Raw genomic sequence first — 13,765 nt, forward strand, 5'->3', positions numbered from 1 at the left:
CGCCTACCACTCCTCGTCATTGATGGGGCCCGCGGCATCCGCGAACCCGTAGAAGACAAGCACCATCACGCTTGCCACCGTCAGCCCGACGCCTGCCTCGATAAGCAGGATGCCCAGATGCTGTCCCGCGACTGCGTAATTCTCCGGGTCCTTGGAGAGCACGTCATAGTCGAGGAAATTGCCGCCATAGAACATGGTGACCACGCCGACGCCTGCATAGATAAGGACGCCCAGGCATGCGCAGGTGCGCACAACGGACAGGGGCATCACGCGGCGCGTCGTCGTCAGGCCGAAGATGAGCCCGTAGAGGATAAAGCCGACCGCGACGATGACACCCGCCTGGAAGCCCCCGCCGGCGCCGAAATCACCATGGAACTGCACATAGAGGCCGAAGAGCACGATGGGGGCGATGAGGATCTTCGTCACCACCCGGAGAACGATGTGATGGTTCATTCCTCTTCCTCCCGCCGACCGCGGACCGAGGCACGGCCGACAAGGCGGCCCAATGGCTTGTGCCCCAACAGGGCCAGGACGCCCGCACCGGCCATGAACACCACCACAACTTCGCCCAGCGTATCGAAGCCGCGATAGCTGGCGAGCACGGCCGTCACGATATTGGGGACATCGATGTCGCCGGGTGTTTCATTGATGTAGTAGGGCGCGACGTGCTGCTGGGCCGGAGCTTCCGGGTCACCAAAGGCCGGCATGTCGAGTGTTGAGTAGATGAGGGCCAATCCCGTTGCGATGACCACGACAAGCGGAATGGTCTGTGCCTTCCTCACGGCCTTCTGGGTGCCCGGCACAAGCGCCAACGTGCCGAGCATCAGCACCGTCGAGATGCCCGCGCCCACGGCGGCTTCGGTAAAGGCCACGTCCGGGGCATCCATGGTGATGAACAGTGCCGCCGTCAGCAGGCTGAACACGCCTGACAGCATGGTGACGGCAAACAGATGATCGAGACGCACGATCTGAATGGCGACAGCAATCAGCAGCGTAAAAAGCACGAGATCGACAATGATGGCGGTCACCGTGTCACCTCCTGTGCGTCGTCCGATACCGGTCCGCCGCCTTCTCCCTTTTCAAGGCGCTTGCCCAGCAGTGGCCGCAGCCCGGCAGTCCAGGCGGCGTTGGCAACGGCATGGGTGGATGTGGGGCTCGTGAAGAACAGGAAGAAGAGGATCGCGACCAGCTTAACTGTCACGAGGCTGAAGCCTGCCTGCAGGATCATCGCCAGCAGGATCAGTTCCGCGCCCAGCGTGTCGGTGACGCCGGCCGCATGCATGCGTGTGTAGAAGTCCGGCAGTCTCAGGACACCGATGGCGCCGATCAGCACGAAGAAGCAGCCGGCCGCAAGCAGGAGACCGGAGGCGATGTCGAGAACGATATCGATCAGGGCTGCGTCGATCATGATCCTGCCCCCGGCTTGCCCGCAGACTGATCTGCATCGAGCTCTGCAATGTCGCCGAGCACGCGGTATCGGAAGAACTTGAGGACCGCGATGGTGCCCACGAAATTGATCAGGGCGTAGAGCAGGGCGATGTCCATGAAGTCCGGCCGGCCGGTGAGAAAGCCGACAAGGCCGATCATCAGCACGGTCTTGGTGCCGAACGCATTGAGCGCCAGCACCCGGTCATAGAGGCTTGGGCCTGCGAACAGACGCACCAGCGTCAGCAGCATGGCGGCAAGCACGGCAAGACAGGCAGCAAAGAACATCAGATCCGCCGTCCTAACGTTGTTCGATTTCAGTGACCCGGCGGTCCATGTCCGCAAGGCCGTCGGGATCGGCAAAGGCCTCGTCGATGGCGTGCACGATGAATTCGCTGCCATCGGCATCAACGGTGACGGTGCCCGGTGTGAGGGTGATTGAATTGGCAAAGGTCACCCGGCCGATATCTGTTGCCTGGGTGGGCTTCACGCGGGTGATAGCCGGAGAAATGTCGAGCTTCGGGCGCAGAAGGATTCGCGTCACCGCGATATTGGCCTTGACGATTTCTGCCTGCAGCCATGCCCAGTAGGGAAGGGTGCTGGTGCGCATCTGCAGCGGCACACCTTCCGAATCAAGCACATCCATTCGCGCCAGCAAGAAGGTGACCGCAATGGCGGATGCCGCGCCGAGGCCGATCCAAAGTGGCTTGTAGACGCCAGACAGCAACAGCCAGAGGCCGAACAAACCGAGCGCAAGGAAAAGACCGCGCAGCATGATTTCCCGCCAAACTCCCCAAACACAGCCCGGTCATTGGCGCAAATCACCGCGCAGCGGGCTTGTTTCTTGATAGCGGGCGAGGTCGCCGATGGCCAGCAGAACCGGAGACAGGAGGGCAAGAAAATGCGGAAACCGGCCTCTTTTGCGTGCAGATGATTGCGCTTCTGCTTCTCCCCACTATTCGACTGTGTTATCTTGCCGCACTTAACTATAAGAACGGGCGCTCAAACTCCCGCCAAGAACAAGCGGCTCACAACAAGTCCAATCCAACAAGAGCCCAAACGAGAAACGCGAAATCGCCGGGGGTATAGGGTGGCGGATACGCAAGCACACATGCAGGGAGATGCCGCGAGTGACGCCGAACTCGCATTCCGCGTAACAGGCGTTGTGAAGTGGTTCGATACGACAAAGGGCTACGGTTTCATTGTCCCCGAGGACGGGTCAGCAGATGTTCTGCTGCACATGTCCTGCCTGAAGCAGGCCGGCCTGGATGCGGCCAGGGAAGGGGCAACCGTCGAATGCGAGGCGGTGAAGCGAGCCAAGGGATTGCAGGCGCTGCGCGTCATCGATGTGGATGACAGCACCGCCAAGGAAGTTCCCCAGCAGGTTGAACCGGCCAAGCCGGTGATGTCCGCGCGGGCAAGCCGTGTTGTTGCCATCGGTGAAGAGGAAGAAGCCGAGGTCAAGTGGTTCAACCGGGCCAAAGGCTATGGCTTCGTCACCCGTGGCGAAGGCACGCCGGATATCTTCGTTCACATGGAGACCCTTCGGGAAGCAGGCCTGCGGGAACTGCGCCAGGGCCAGACCGTCCGTGTTCGCTTTGGAGAGGGCGACAAGGGACTGATGGTGGCCAGCATCCGCGTGGACGAATAGGCTTCCCGGGAAGAGCTTGCCTGCTCCAGGAGCGGGTGGGACGGCCCTGAGGACCGACTGAACTGGAGTTGCTTGTCGTGCGTTATCTTCGGCGAGCCATTGCGGCTGCCTTTATCCTGGTCGCCGTACCTTTTGTTACGGCTTGTGCGGACAGCGAGGGTGGCGGCACACCCGATGGTGGCGCCGCCTCCAGCCTTGTCATCGAGACGCGCGCGGGACCGCAGACCTTCATCGTTGAACTTGCGGATACCGATGAGACGCGGCGAACCGGGCTGATGTTCCGCACGGATCTGGCGGCCGATGCGGGCATGCTGTTCGATTTCGGCGACAGCCGCATCGTCACCATGTGGATGCGCAACACGCCGCTGTCGCTGGACATGATCTTCATCACAGAAGCGGGCCGGATTGCCCATATTGCCGAGAACACCGTGCCCGGCTCCGAGGCGCTTATTTCGTCGCGCTATCCGGTGGCCAGTGTGCTTGAGGTCAATGCGGGCGTCGTCTCAGCGCGGGGCATCGCAGTGGGGGACCGGGTGGTTCACCCGATCTTCGCTGAGGATGATCAATCAGCGAATAGCCCGTGACAGGCATGGCCCTGCTGCGCTACCTCGGCTGACATGAGCACCAAAGACAGAACATCCGACGAGACCGGATTAAAGGACGGTGGGGCTACTGCCGGGCCCAATCCGCCGGCGGGTTTTGAAGAGAGCACCAATCGCGGGCCCTTCACGACCCATAACGGTCCGTTCTTTCACAAGATCAATGAAGACGGCAGCTTCGTTCATGCCTTTCGTGCGGCGGAACAGCATTGCAACGGCATGGGCATCGTCCATGGCGGGCTGGTGACGGCCTTTGCCGACGGGCTGATGGGCACGGCTGTGTGGCGGGCGACGGATATCGTCGGGCTGACCATCCGGCTCAATGTGGACTTCCTGTCCATCGCGAAGGTGGGAGACTGGGTCGAGGGGACAGCAACAGTCACCCGCGCAACACGGTCAGTGGCGTTCGTGGAGGCCAGAGTTCACGTGAAAACGCGGCCTATTCTGCATGCGACAGGTGTTTTCAAACTGATGGGGCGCCACCAGAAGGTACGCTGAACGGGCGAGGAGGCCTTGGTGCCGGAAAACGCCTTGCAGGGCGCGGCGGCATGAGCCAATGTCCCGCGTCCGGACGGAGCCTGGAGCCAGTATCTGGCCCGCCGTCCCGCCTGTCGGGGCATAGCGCAGCCTGGTAGCGCACCTGCTTTGGGAGCAGGGGGTCGCAAGTTCGAATCTTGCTGCCCCGACCATTTTTCCAAAATTTCAATGACTTACAGGCCATCATTGACAGAGATGCGCCCGGTGACGTTCTGTCATGTGCGCAATTGTCTCCTTGGGAACAGGCGCAGGCTTGCGTATGTTTTGCATCGGGCAGGGCGGCTGCGAGTCGCCTGCGTCCCAACAGTTCAAGCCGGAAAGGCCGCTAGTCTTGACGTCCTCAGCCGCCGCACAGGCAAAATCCACCACGCAGCAGGGCGCATCGCGGCGCACCGGCACGCGCAAGGCCCGGGCGCCCGAGGCCAAGCAGGCCCGCGCCGAGGCATTGATGCTGGCTGCCGAAGAGGCGCTGACGCAGGCGAGCTATCACGACATCACCATCCTCGAGATCGCAAAGCGCGCGGGGCTGGCGAAGGGCACGGTCTATCTCTACTACCCCAGCAAGGAAGCGCTGTTTCTGGCGGTGCTGACCCGCAAGATCGACATGTGCTTCGACACGCTGGAAGCGCGCTTTCGTGAAGATGACAAGTCGCCGGAATTTCTCGCCCGGGCGATGACGGATGCGCTGCTGGAGCCGCATGCCCTGCTCAACCTGTTGAGCCTGCTCTATACGCAGCTTGAGCCCGGAGCAGGCATGGAAGCGGTGATTGCCTTCAAGACGCATCTCATGGGGCGGATGCAGACCATTGGGGCCGCACTTGAAGAGGCCTGCGGGCTTGAGGCCGGCGGCGGCCGAACCCTTTTGACGCGGGCCTATGCGCTTGCGATAGGCTTGCAGCAGTTCTCCACGCCGCCGCCCGAGTTCCTTGCGGAGCTGCAGCGGCTGGCACCTGAGCTCAAGAAAGAGCCGTTGGACGTGGAACGCGAGCTGATGGACAGCCTGACCGACATGATCCGGGCCCGCCAGAGAGGCTGACCGAAGGGCTGCTTTACCAGCAGGTATCAGGCTGTTTCTTGGTGCTTGCATCCGGACCGCATCATCCGCCATACAGTTTGGAAGTTCGGGCGTTAGAGGCGCCGTTTTTCGCGATTGATCCAGCACGAGGGGAATGGGCACACCATGGTGGCGCGCATCTACAAGCCGGCCAAGACGGCCATGCAGTCCGGTACGGCTAAAACGCATTACTGGGTGCTTGAGCATGAGCCATCCTCGGCCCGGGAAATCGATCCGCTGATGGGGTGGACAAGTTCCGGCGACATGAACACCCAGGTGACCCTGCGCTTTGAAACCCGCGATGAGGCCGTGGCCTATGCGGAAAAGCACAAGATCCCGTATCAGGTGTTCGATGAGCAGCCCCGCGCGGCACGCCCGAAATCCTATTCCGATAATTTCCGCTCCGATCGCGTGGACGGCAACTGGACGCACTAGGTTTCGGGACTTTGGTTTGAGGCCTTAGGTCAGGGGGCGAGGGCCGGGACCACGGTCCGGCGACCTCGTGCCGAGGTGTCCCCGGTGGACCATATGACAGCTCAGCGCCCGTAGCTCAACCGGATAGAGCAACGGCCTTCTAAGCCGTAGGTTGCAGGTTCGAGTCCTGCCGGGCGTGCCAGTTATCCGGCATCTGATTTCCAGCTATGGCTTCCGCGGCTGCCGGCGGCGGCGCAGCCCTGTCCGGTTTGCATAGAGCCAGAACCCGCTGATGACATAGGCCGCAGGCGCCAGGGCCAGAAGAAGCCACAGGATGCGCACGGGCAGGCCCCAGAAATCCCCGACATGAAGCTTGTAGGCCATCTGCATGAATGCGGTGGCGGTGTTGTGATGCGCGGCATGGTGGATATCGAAAACATCGCCGCTGACAGGGTGCACGCGGACGAGGGTGACATTCAAGGCATCAGGGGTGCCAACGCGTATATTCACGGGTTGCGTGTTTAGCTTCGGCACATTGACGGATTTGAGCTTCGCATCCGGCACGGCGTCGAGCGCGGCTGCAACGGCGCGATCGATGTCGCGTTGTCCGGCAATTGCCTGCGCGCTGATGTCGCCCGGTTTCCTGACCGGGCCGAAGGTCACGCTACTGACAACCGCTTCTGCGGTGTCGTGCCAGTTGAACGAGATCCCGGTGAAGGCGATCAGCGCGAGGATTGCCCCGGTTACAAGCGCTGTCACGGAATGGGCCCGTTGCACGATGAGATGTGTGCTGCCACGCCGCGGGATCGTTAGCCTCTTCATGCGCTTCGGTGGCAGGGCCCACATCCATGTGCCAACGATAATCTGTATAATGAGGATCAAGGCAGTCACGGAAACCAGGTGCCTGGCCCATGACCGCGCGTCTCCCGGTACAAGCAACCATCGATGCAAGGCACGGACGAAACCGTAGAGGGTGTCATTCTGCTGATAATGCTTCAGCACTGCGCCTGTCGCGGGGTCCACATTGGCCACGCCCTGACCATTTCCCAGCCAGAAGGTCCAGGCGTGGCCCTTGGGCTGCTCCATGGCAATTGCAGCGATTGGTATGCCGGGCAATTGCCTGTCGAAGCGGGCGACCAGTTCCTCAAATGGCAGCGGCTCCAGGCTGCCGTCTACCTGCCATTCAGCAGGCCAGAGGGCCGCCTCGATTTCGTGTCCGAAGACAAGCAAAGCCCCGGTGATGCTGAGGATCACCAGGGGCAGGGATGCCAGAGCGGCGAGCCACAGATGGGCCCGCCGCACTGCCTTGTATGCAGGCCACCAGGAGCCTGTCCGGTTTCCGCTCATAGGGTGAAGTCAGCCCCGAGCCAGAAAACGCTACCGAGCTTGCCGACCGTGTTTGTCGGGGCACCTTCGAGCGTCTGACCGTAATCCTTCTCGTCGGTGATGTTCTCACCCCGGACACGCAAGGCGACATGCTCGTTGATACGCCAGGCAGCGCCCAGATCAATGCGCTCGAAGCTCTTGCGCTCGGTGGTCACGCCATTTGCATCTGTTTGTGTGTAGCCGTCGCTTACAAGACCAGCACCCCACAGAGACACGTCATCTGTAATCCGGTAATCAAGACGCAAGGTTGCCTGATGCTCCGGCACGTTGACGCCGTTGGAGCCGAAAAAGATGCTGCCATTGGCCTTGGTGCCGTCAGCCCGCTCGGCTTCCAGCTCAAAGATGTGGACGTAGCCAAGGGAAGCTGAGAAGTCATCGGTGACGTCGGCATAGACTTCGAGTTCGACGCCCGACTGATCGACAGTGACGTTTTGAATGGCACCGGCGTCACGCCGCGGCACGTTCTGCTGCTCGGTGGTGTAGACAGCGACATCCGCGTAGCCCCAACCCCAGCCCTGGTTGATACCGACTTCATAGGTAAGGGACTCGACGATCTCGTCGCCAGCACCTGCCGGGTTAAGCGCGTCCGTGCCGAAATTGCCGTACTTCTCGTAAAAGCGATTGTAACCGGAGGCCACATTGGCGCGGATACGGGTCATGTCGAAGACTGAGTAGGCAGCACCGGCTTCCCAGCTGAAGAGGCTGTCCGTGCGCAGATTATCGGGCTGCTTTACACCATTGAGCTTGATGTCATTCTCGAACCAGGTGTGGCGCAGGCCCGCGGTAAGAGTGAGATTGTGGTCGAAGGTCACCGCGCTTGAATGCTTGACAGAGATGTCCGTGAACTCGGCGTCCCACTGATTGTCGCGCAGGTAGTTGGTGTGCTTGTGCTCGAAGCCGATGGAGCCTGCATAGTCCACACCGTCCGCCAGGGAACGGGTGTGGTAGAGGTCGCCGAAGGCTGTTCCGATCTCGATGCTGCGGTCACGTGATCGCGCCGGCCACAGCGTGTCGGTGTCCGAGTAGAGATACCCGACCCGGGTGCTGACCGCGTCATTGAAAGCATGGTCAACCGTTGCTGACAGGAACAGGCTTTCGGAATCGATGTCGTTGGTCGTGCCGCCACGGAAAATGCGTGTCTCAGAGTCGTTGACGATCGCGAGAGCCTCAATGCGCGTGCTGTCAGACGGGTTCAGCCCCACCTTGGCGACGGCCCCTTCGATATCCTGCTTGTCGAGATTGGCCGGTTCGCCGCCGTAATTGCCGTCAAAGATCCGCCCGGCTGCGTAGATGTCCCAGTACTTCTCGCCGTGCGCGGCTTCCAGCTGGTACACGCGTTCTTCGGCCGTGCTGATGTCCACGGTGCCTGCAAGATGGCGGTCATATCCGCGGCCTGACTTGATCGAGGTTTCCACCACGCCGCCATCGGTGCCGTCACCATATTGAACGCCGCGACCGCCTTTCTGGATTGCGATGCGGTCAATCGCGATTGTGGGAATACGGGAGCTTGAGTAGCCGCCGCCTTCTTCGTCCGCGAACTTCACGGCCGGCAGCCCGTCGATGGATGTGGATGCGCCCCAGTCCCCGAATGTCCGGATCTTGGTGCCACCACCGAAACGGTCGCCGGAGAATGGCTGGTTGACCATGCCTGTCGTGGTGAAGCGAAGGGCATCACTCGTGTTGATGGCATTGAGGTTCTGGATTTCGCTGCCCCCCACACCGGATGCCGAGCGCGGATTGGTGAACATGTTCTCCACTTCACTGCGGACCGTCTGCGAAGGATGGATGGCGTTGACCTTCACCACGATGGGCTCGAGGTCATAGACTTCGGCCAGGGCAGGTGAGGTGATTGATGTGAGATAGGCTGCAATCGTAAATGCAGCGGATGAGGCCGTGGCAATGCGCGCCCTGCCGGTGTGCCGGCAGGTCAAATCATTCGTGGACATAGTATTTCCCCCTAGTCCCTATTTGCGAACAATTCGCAATGCCTAGGCGAGACCCGCTTCATTTGCAATCGATTCTTATTCGCATACTGTCTGTGGGGAAATTTGGCTTGAGGCGAAGGGATGCGCGATCCACACAGCAACGTGAGATGCCTGACGAAGCCGTAACTTGCGGGGAACCTCTGTAAAGCGCCACGTTTTTACCCAAGATTGTGGTTACCAGCAGGACTCACACAAATGCTGGAACATCCGGGAGAAAACAGATGGCCGATCCAATCGAGACCGCCGGTCACGGTTCCACGACACAGCGCCGCAGCAGCCGCCTGACGGCTCTGCCGGTCCTCGGGGGCAGCCTGGCAGCCGCAGCCCTGATCTGGGCCGGGGTTTCCATTGCCGAGCCGACCACCCCTGTGGATGCCGCCGAGCGCCAGGCTGATACGCTGGAAGAAGCCAACAAGCCGGCCGCGGAAGCGCCACGGCCCCTGGCAGGCGATCCGGAGGCCATCGCGAAAGTGGTGGCGGAGGCTCCCCGGACCGAGCAGGGCGGGTTCGACCTTTATCGGCGCGGACTTTATCCCGAGGCCCTGATGGTGTGGCAGGAAGCCGCAGCAAATGGGGATGCAGGGGCAGCTTACCGCGTTGGTGCTACCTACATGGACGGACAGGCAGTGCCCATCGACCTGGAAAAAGGCGTGGAGTGGCTTCGCAAATCCGCTGAGATGGGCGAAGCCCGGGCGATGGGAGACCTCGGAAGCGCGTATGACTGGGGCTTTGGTGTGCCAAAGGACCGGGCCAAGGCTGCAGAGCTTTATGAGCAGGCCGCCCGCAAGGGACACGCGGCCAGCCAGTACAATATCGGCGTGCTTTACGAGGAAGGAGAGGGCGTCGAGCAGGATTTGGTGAAGGCCTACATGTTCTATCTTCTGTCGAACGAAAACGGCTTTCCCAAATATCCGGCCGAAGCTATCGCGGCGCTCGAACCGAAATTGACGAATGAGCAGATCAAAAAAGGTGTAGATGCCGCCAGATCTTTTGACCCGATTTGACACTTGATTCAGGGTTTCGCGTTACGAGTGCCCCTGACGTGTGCCGCAATTCCACTTTCTTTCCTCTCCCATCGTGGTATGTGAGGCGCATAGTTAACGACAGTTAAGAACCTAACTGTCTTTGGACCGGTTTTGTTCAGGCTGGCCGTGTAACCCTTGTCGCAACTGGGAACCACGGCCGGGGGGCCCACAAGGAGGACTGACAATGAGTACGAAGATCCAGACCGCAGCTGGCGCCGCCGCCATGCTGCTTGCGGCAGCGGCGATGGCCGTGCCGGCAGCAGCGAAGGTGAGCCAGGCGGAAGCTGACAAGCTCGGCAATTCACTGACGCCGATCGGCGCTGAAAAGGCGGGCAATGCAGAAGGCACGATCCCGGCCTGGGAACCGCTTGCCTCGACGCCGGCACATGAGCAGGGCGGCTTTTACGCCGACCCCTATGCCGATGATCAGCCGCTGTTCACCATCGATGGCAGTAACAAGGCGCAGTACGCCGACAAGCTGACCGAGACGCACAAGGCGCTGCTCGACAACGTCGCCAACTACAAGATGATCGTTTACCCGTCGCGCCGTAACTGCGCGTACCCGGAATTCGTGAACGAGGCGCTCAAGTACAACGCGCTGAATGCCGAGCTCGTGGCCGATGGTAACGGTGTTGCCAACGCCAAGATCGCCGCTCCGTTCCCGATCCCGCAGGAAGGCGTGGAGCTGGTGTGGAACCACAATCTCCGCTACCGCGGCTTCAAGCTGAACCGCCAGTTCGCGTCGATCGCGCCGGACGGCTCGGGCAGCTTCACCCCGGTTACCGTTTATGACGAAGTGATCTTCACCTACTCGGATCCGGCGCTGCAGAGCTTCGAGAGCCTCGACAACATCTCGCTCAAGTATCTGCAGACGGTTATTGCGCCGTCACGCCGTGCCGGTGAGCTGCTGCTGGTGCACGAAACCATCAACCAGGTGAAGGGTGCCCGTAACGCGTGGCAGTACAACCCGGGCACCAAGCGTGTGCGCCGTGCGCCGACCGTGGCTTACGACAACCCGCAGAGCTATTCCGACGGTCGTCAGACCACGGACCAGTTCGACCTCTTCAACGGTTCGCCGGACCGCTACACCTGGACCAACCAGGGCAAGTCGGAGAAGTACATCGCGTACAACACCTACAAGTGGGCCGACCCGTCGAACGAGTATGAGAACATGCTGAACGCGGATTCGCTGAACCAGGACCTGATGCGGTATGAACTGCACCGCGTCTGGACGGCGGAAGGCAAGCTGCGCGAAGGTCAGCGTCACATCTACACCCGCCGCGTGATGTCTTTCGACGAAGACACCTACAACATGGTCACCGGCGAGATGTATGACAGCCGCGGCCAGCTGTGGCGTGTGCAGGAAGGTCACATCATCAACTATTATGACCTGCCGACCTGCTGGAACAACTCGGACGTCACCTATGACATCCAGGCCGGCTACTACAACGTGCAGGGCCTGAAGAACCAGGAGCGTGAGATCAACTACGCTTATGACGAGCTGAACGAAGATCTCCTGACCCCGGCAGCCCTGCGCCGCCGCGGCGTGCGCTAAGCGCTCACACACAACCACTGGAACAGCCCTCCGGACCTCGGTCCGGGGGGCTTTTTAATGTCCGCATCAGATCGGATCCGCAGCGGTGCATTGCATCGACGCGCATAGTCGCCGATGCTTCCCGCGAGAGAGAAACGCACCGAACTGCGGGACAAGACAAACAATGACGCAGCCTAGCCATAGCGCGACATGGACCAACTGGTCCGGCGCGCTTACCTGTACGCCATCACGTGTGATCATGGCGGAAGACGAGACGGCGATTGCCGACGCCATTACCCATGCTTCCCATGACGGCGCAACGCCGATCCGCGTGCCGGGCACCGGCCATTCCTTCACCCCCATCGTCATTACCGATGGCAGCCTGATCAACATCGACAGGCATGCAGGCATCATCGACACGGATGCAGCAACCGGCCGTGTGCGGGTCAAGGCGGGCACAAAGATTGCCGATCTCGGTGCGCCGTTGCTGGAGGCCGGTCTGGCGCTGGCCAATCAGGGCGACATCAACAAGCAGTCGATCGCAGGTGCTGTTTCCACCGGCACGCACGGGACGGGGGTGACACTCGGTTCTGTCTCTTCGCAGGTGGTTGGCCTGAAGCTGGTAACAGCGGGTGGCGACGTCATCGAAGCCAATGCCGATGAGAACCGTGATGTGTTTGACGCGGGTCGTGTCTCCATCGGCGCGCTCGGGGTGCTGAGTGAACTTACCCTGCAATGCGTGCCGGCCTACACGCTGAGCGAAATGACCGGGCGCATGAAGGCGGAGGCCATGTTTGAGCAACTCGACACGCTGGTGCGGGACAACCGGCATTTCGAGTTCTTCTGGTTTCCGTTTGCCGATGACGTGCTCATCAAGACGCTCAACATCACTGATGAACCGGCGCGGCCCGCGCGGTCTGCCGGGAGTGATTTCGAAGACCGTGTGATGACGTTCTGCTGCGAGCTGTCGCGCGTGTTTCCTTTCCTGCGCGGGCCCCTGCAGCGGTTTCTCACGCGCAACTCCGGCGCGGAGATGCTCGGTGCGCGGGAGTTCACCGGCAAGGCGAAGATACGCCACGCTTATCAAGCGTTTCCGAGTGAGCGGAATGTGCGCTTCAACGAGATGGAATATGCGGTGCCCATCGAGCATGGGCCTGACTGCGTGCGGGAGATTGCCGACCACATGCGCAAGAACGGAGGCAACTTCCTGTTTCCGCTCGAATACCGGACCATCAAGGGGGATGATATGTGGCTGAGCCCGTTCTACGGGCGCGATAGTGTCACGATCTCCCTGCACCAATATGCACGCCAGCCCTATCGGCGTCTGTTCGACGGGGCGGAAGCCATCTTCCGCGCCTATGGCGGGCGGCCGCATTGGGGCAAGCTGCACACGCTGACCGCACGGGAACTGGCTCCGCTTTATCCGCGGTGGGATGATTTTCAGGCTGTCCGCAAGCGCCTTGATCCGGAGGGCGTCTTCCTGACGCCCTATCTGGCGCGCCTGTTTGGCGAGGATGCTTATTGAGGCACAGCTTCCATGCCGTCCGTCCCCGCATCTTCCGCTGAAGGCAGAGGCGGCGGCAGGACTGTGTCGAGATAGGCAATCAGGTCATTAATCTGTTCCGGCGTCATCTCGAATTGCGGCATGGCGATATGCGCATCGGTGCCGACAACGATCCCTTCCGCGAAACCCTCGGCCAAGTGTTCGGGCGGGTATGTGAGGGCAAGGTTCGGGAAGCCCGGTGCAGCCTCGTTGGGTGACGGCTGCCCGTCATTGAGGGCGTGGCAGGGAGCGCACAGGTTCTGAGCCAATTCCTGGCCGGCCAGCGCATTGCCCACGACATCCCCATCCTGTGCCAGGGCCGGTGCATGCGGCACCGCTAGGAGCAGGACGGCCATGGCTGTTGCCAGCAGAGAGGGATACAGCATGGGTCAGTCCTCCATACGGGCCACGATCTGGCCTTCCTCCACCAGGTCTTCCTCGGCCACCAGTATCTCCGTTACCTTGCCATCGCGTGGTGCCGCTACGGGGATTTCCATCTTCATGGATTCCAGGATGACGATCGCATCTTCCTCTTCGACTTCGGTGCCGGGGGTGGCTTCGATCTTCCAGACCTTGCCGGAAATCTCGGACTTGATATCCATCGGGTGCAGT

The 13,765-nt window shown here is 61.0% G+C and carries 17 protein-coding genes and 2 tRNA genes; 10 read left to right on the top strand and 9 right to left on the bottom strand.

What is annotated here, in order from left to right; translation table 11 throughout:
* Positions 1-3 precede the first annotated feature (3 nt).
* From HG718_RS06170 to HG718_RS06190, 5 genes are read right to left on the bottom strand one after another with little or no spacing between them, the layout of a single operon-like run.
* The gene (locus HG718_RS06170; RefSeq protein WP_027837801.1) at positions 4-453 is read right to left on the bottom strand and encodes a Na(+)/H(+) antiporter subunit B; all 450 of its coding nucleotides are present in this window, start codon (positions 451-453) and stop codon (positions 4-6) included.
* On the bottom strand, positions 450-1,028 hold the full coding sequence (locus tag HG718_RS06175) for a DUF4040 domain-containing protein (protein ID WP_036261224.1): 579 nt from the start codon (positions 1,026-1,028) through the stop codon (positions 450-452). Before HG718_RS06175 ends, HG718_RS06170 begins: the two co-directional genes overlap by 4 nt.
* Complete coding sequence (mnhG, locus tag HG718_RS06180; RefSeq protein WP_188658397.1) at positions 1,025-1,408, bottom strand: monovalent cation/H(+) antiporter subunit G; 384 nt, start codon at positions 1,406-1,408, stop codon at positions 1,025-1,027. Before mnhG ends, HG718_RS06175 begins: the two co-directional genes overlap by 4 nt.
* Positions 1,405-1,713: an MrpF/PhaF family protein gene (locus tag HG718_RS06185; RefSeq protein ID WP_027837803.1), complete on the bottom strand. Its 309-nt coding sequence runs from the start codon at positions 1,711-1,713 to the stop codon at positions 1,405-1,407. The genes mnhG and HG718_RS06185 overlap by 4 nt, the downstream gene beginning before the upstream one ends.
* Before the next feature lie 13 nt (positions 1,714-1,726).
* Positions 1,727-2,200, bottom strand: a complete 474-nt coding sequence (locus HG718_RS06190; protein WP_027837804.1) for a Na+/H+ antiporter subunit E — start codon at positions 2,198-2,200, stop codon at positions 1,727-1,729.
* Between the two features lie 336 nt (positions 2,201-2,536).
* On the opposite strand from HG718_RS06190, the gene HG718_RS06195 reads away from it, so the two are divergent.
* From HG718_RS06195 to HG718_RS06225, 7 genes are all read left to right on the top strand, one after another.
* Positions 2,537-3,076 carry a cold-shock protein gene (locus tag HG718_RS06195; RefSeq protein ID WP_160587767.1) on the top strand — a complete coding sequence of 180 codons (540 nt, stop codon included), beginning with the start codon at positions 2,537-2,539 and terminating at the stop codon, positions 3,074-3,076.
* 77 nt (positions 3,077-3,153) lie between these two features.
* Positions 3,154-3,660 (top strand): DUF192 domain-containing protein, encoded by a 507-nt coding sequence (locus HG718_RS06200; RefSeq protein WP_160587768.1) that lies wholly within the window; start codon positions 3,154-3,156, stop codon positions 3,658-3,660.
* 33 nt (positions 3,661-3,693) lie between these two features.
* On the top strand, positions 3,694-4,173 hold the full coding sequence (locus HG718_RS06205) for a PaaI family thioesterase (RefSeq protein ID WP_160587769.1): 480 nt from the start codon (positions 3,694-3,696) through the stop codon (positions 4,171-4,173).
* A gap of 114 nt (positions 4,174-4,287) precedes the next feature.
* Positions 4,288-4,364 (top strand) — tRNA-Pro (locus HG718_RS06210).
* 179 nt (positions 4,365-4,543) lie between these two features.
* Entirely contained in the window at positions 4,544-5,248 is a 705-nt protein-coding gene (locus HG718_RS06215; protein ID WP_160587770.1) for a TetR/AcrR family transcriptional regulator, read from the top strand.
* A 144-nt stretch (positions 5,249-5,392) separates the two neighbouring features.
* On the top strand, positions 5,393-5,701 hold the full coding sequence (locus tag HG718_RS06220; RefSeq protein WP_027837807.1) for an ETC complex I subunit: 309 nt from the start codon (positions 5,393-5,395) through the stop codon (positions 5,699-5,701).
* A 104-nt stretch (positions 5,702-5,805) separates the two neighbouring features.
* A tRNA-Arg gene (locus tag HG718_RS06225) sits at positions 5,806-5,882 on the top strand.
* A 23-nt stretch (positions 5,883-5,905) separates the two neighbouring features.
* On the opposite strand, the gene HG718_RS06230 is transcribed toward HG718_RS06225, so the two are convergent.
* Positions 5,906-7,027, bottom strand: coding sequence for a PepSY-associated TM helix domain-containing protein (locus tag HG718_RS06230; protein WP_170080187.1), 1,122 nt, complete (start codon positions 7,025-7,027; stop codon positions 5,906-5,908).
* Positions 7,024-9,012 (bottom strand): TonB-dependent receptor domain-containing protein, encoded by a 1,989-nt coding sequence (locus HG718_RS06235; protein ID WP_160587772.1) that lies wholly within the window; start codon positions 9,010-9,012, stop codon positions 7,024-7,026. Before HG718_RS06235 ends, HG718_RS06230 begins: the two co-directional genes overlap by 4 nt.
* 260 nt (positions 9,013-9,272) lie before the next feature.
* On the opposite strand from HG718_RS06235, the gene HG718_RS06240 reads away from it, so the two are divergent.
* The 3 genes from HG718_RS06240 to HG718_RS06250 all read left to right on the top strand — a co-directional run bounded on the left by HG718_RS06240 (position 9,273) and on the right by HG718_RS06250 (position 13,135).
* Positions 9,273-10,055 (top strand): tetratricopeptide repeat protein, encoded by a 783-nt coding sequence (locus HG718_RS06240; protein WP_160587773.1) that lies wholly within the window; start codon positions 9,273-9,275, stop codon positions 10,053-10,055.
* Between the two features lie 205 nt (positions 10,056-10,260).
* A complete protein-coding gene (locus tag HG718_RS06245) occupies positions 10,261-11,631 on the top strand; it encodes a DUF1329 domain-containing protein (protein WP_160587774.1) in 1,371 nt (456 codons plus the stop codon).
* 163 nt (positions 11,632-11,794) lie between these two features.
* Positions 11,795-13,135 carry a D-arabinono-1,4-lactone oxidase gene (locus tag HG718_RS06250; protein ID WP_160587775.1) on the top strand — a complete coding sequence of 447 codons (1,341 nt, stop codon included), beginning with the start codon at positions 11,795-11,797 and terminating at the stop codon, positions 13,133-13,135.
* Here HG718_RS06250 and HG718_RS06255 read toward each other — a convergent pair.
* Complete coding sequence (locus HG718_RS06255; protein WP_160587776.1) at positions 13,129-13,539, bottom strand: c-type cytochrome; 411 nt, start codon at positions 13,537-13,539, stop codon at positions 13,129-13,131. The two genes, HG718_RS06250 and HG718_RS06255, sit on opposite strands and share 7 nt — an antisense overlap.
* Positions 13,540-13,542: 3 nt before the next feature.
* Positions 13,543-13,755: a biotin/lipoyl-binding carrier protein gene (locus HG718_RS06260; RefSeq protein WP_160587777.1), complete on the bottom strand. Its 213-nt coding sequence runs from the start codon at positions 13,753-13,755 to the stop codon at positions 13,543-13,545.
* Positions 13,756-13,765 lie beyond the last annotated feature (10 nt).

The sequence above is a fragment of the Pyruvatibacter mobilis genome (assembly GCF_012848855.1).
Taxonomy (GTDB): Bacteria; Pseudomonadota; Alphaproteobacteria; order CGMCC-115125; family CGMCC-115125; genus Pyruvatibacter; species Pyruvatibacter mobilis.

What these genes read in the sequence shown, in the direction of transcription:
- HG718_RS06170 (WP_027837801.1), bottom strand. Translation starts at nt 453, where the DNA reads ATGAACCATCACATCGTTCTCCGGGTGGTGACGAAGATCCTCATCGCC.
- mnhG (WP_188658397.1), bottom strand. Translation starts at nt 1,408, where the DNA reads ATGATCGACGCAGCCCTGATCGATATCGTTCTCGACATCGCCTCCGGT.
- HG718_RS06185 (WP_027837803.1), bottom strand. Translation starts at nt 1,713, where the DNA reads ATGTTCTTTGCTGCCTGTCTTGCCGTGCTTGCCGCCATGCTGCTGACG.
- HG718_RS06190 (WP_027837804.1), bottom strand. Translation starts at nt 2,200, where the DNA reads ATGCTGCGCGGTCTTTTCCTTGCGCTCGGTTTGTTCGGCCTCTGGCTG.
- HG718_RS06195 (WP_160587767.1), top strand. Translation starts at nt 2,537, where the DNA reads ATGCAGGGAGATGCCGCGAGTGACGCCGAACTCGCATTCCGCGTAACA.
- HG718_RS06205 (WP_160587769.1), top strand. Translation starts at nt 3,694, where the DNA reads ATGAGCACCAAAGACAGAACATCCGACGAGACCGGATTAAAGGACGGT.
- HG718_RS06220 (WP_027837807.1), top strand. Translation starts at nt 5,393, where the DNA reads ATGGTGGCGCGCATCTACAAGCCGGCCAAGACGGCCATGCAGTCCGGT.
- HG718_RS06230 (WP_170080187.1), bottom strand. Translation starts at nt 7,027, where the DNA reads ATGAGCGGAAACCGGACAGGCTCCTGGTGGCCTGCATACAAGGCAGTG.
- HG718_RS06235 (WP_160587772.1), bottom strand. Translation starts at nt 9,012, where the DNA reads ATGTCCACGAATGATTTGACCTGCCGGCACACCGGCAGGGCGCGCATT.
- HG718_RS06240 (WP_160587773.1), top strand. Translation starts at nt 9,273, where the DNA reads ATGGCCGATCCAATCGAGACCGCCGGTCACGGTTCCACGACACAGCGC.
- HG718_RS06245 (WP_160587774.1), top strand. Translation starts at nt 10,261, where the DNA reads ATGAGTACGAAGATCCAGACCGCAGCTGGCGCCGCCGCCATGCTGCTT.
- HG718_RS06250 (WP_160587775.1), top strand. Translation starts at nt 11,795, where the DNA reads ATGACGCAGCCTAGCCATAGCGCGACATGGACCAACTGGTCCGGCGCG.
- HG718_RS06255 (WP_160587776.1), bottom strand. Translation starts at nt 13,539, where the DNA reads ATGCTGTATCCCTCTCTGCTGGCAACAGCCATGGCCGTCCTGCTCCTA.
- HG718_RS06260 (WP_160587777.1), bottom strand. Translation starts at nt 13,755, where the DNA reads ATGGATATCAAGTCCGAGATTTCCGGCAAGGTCTGGAAGATCGAAGCC.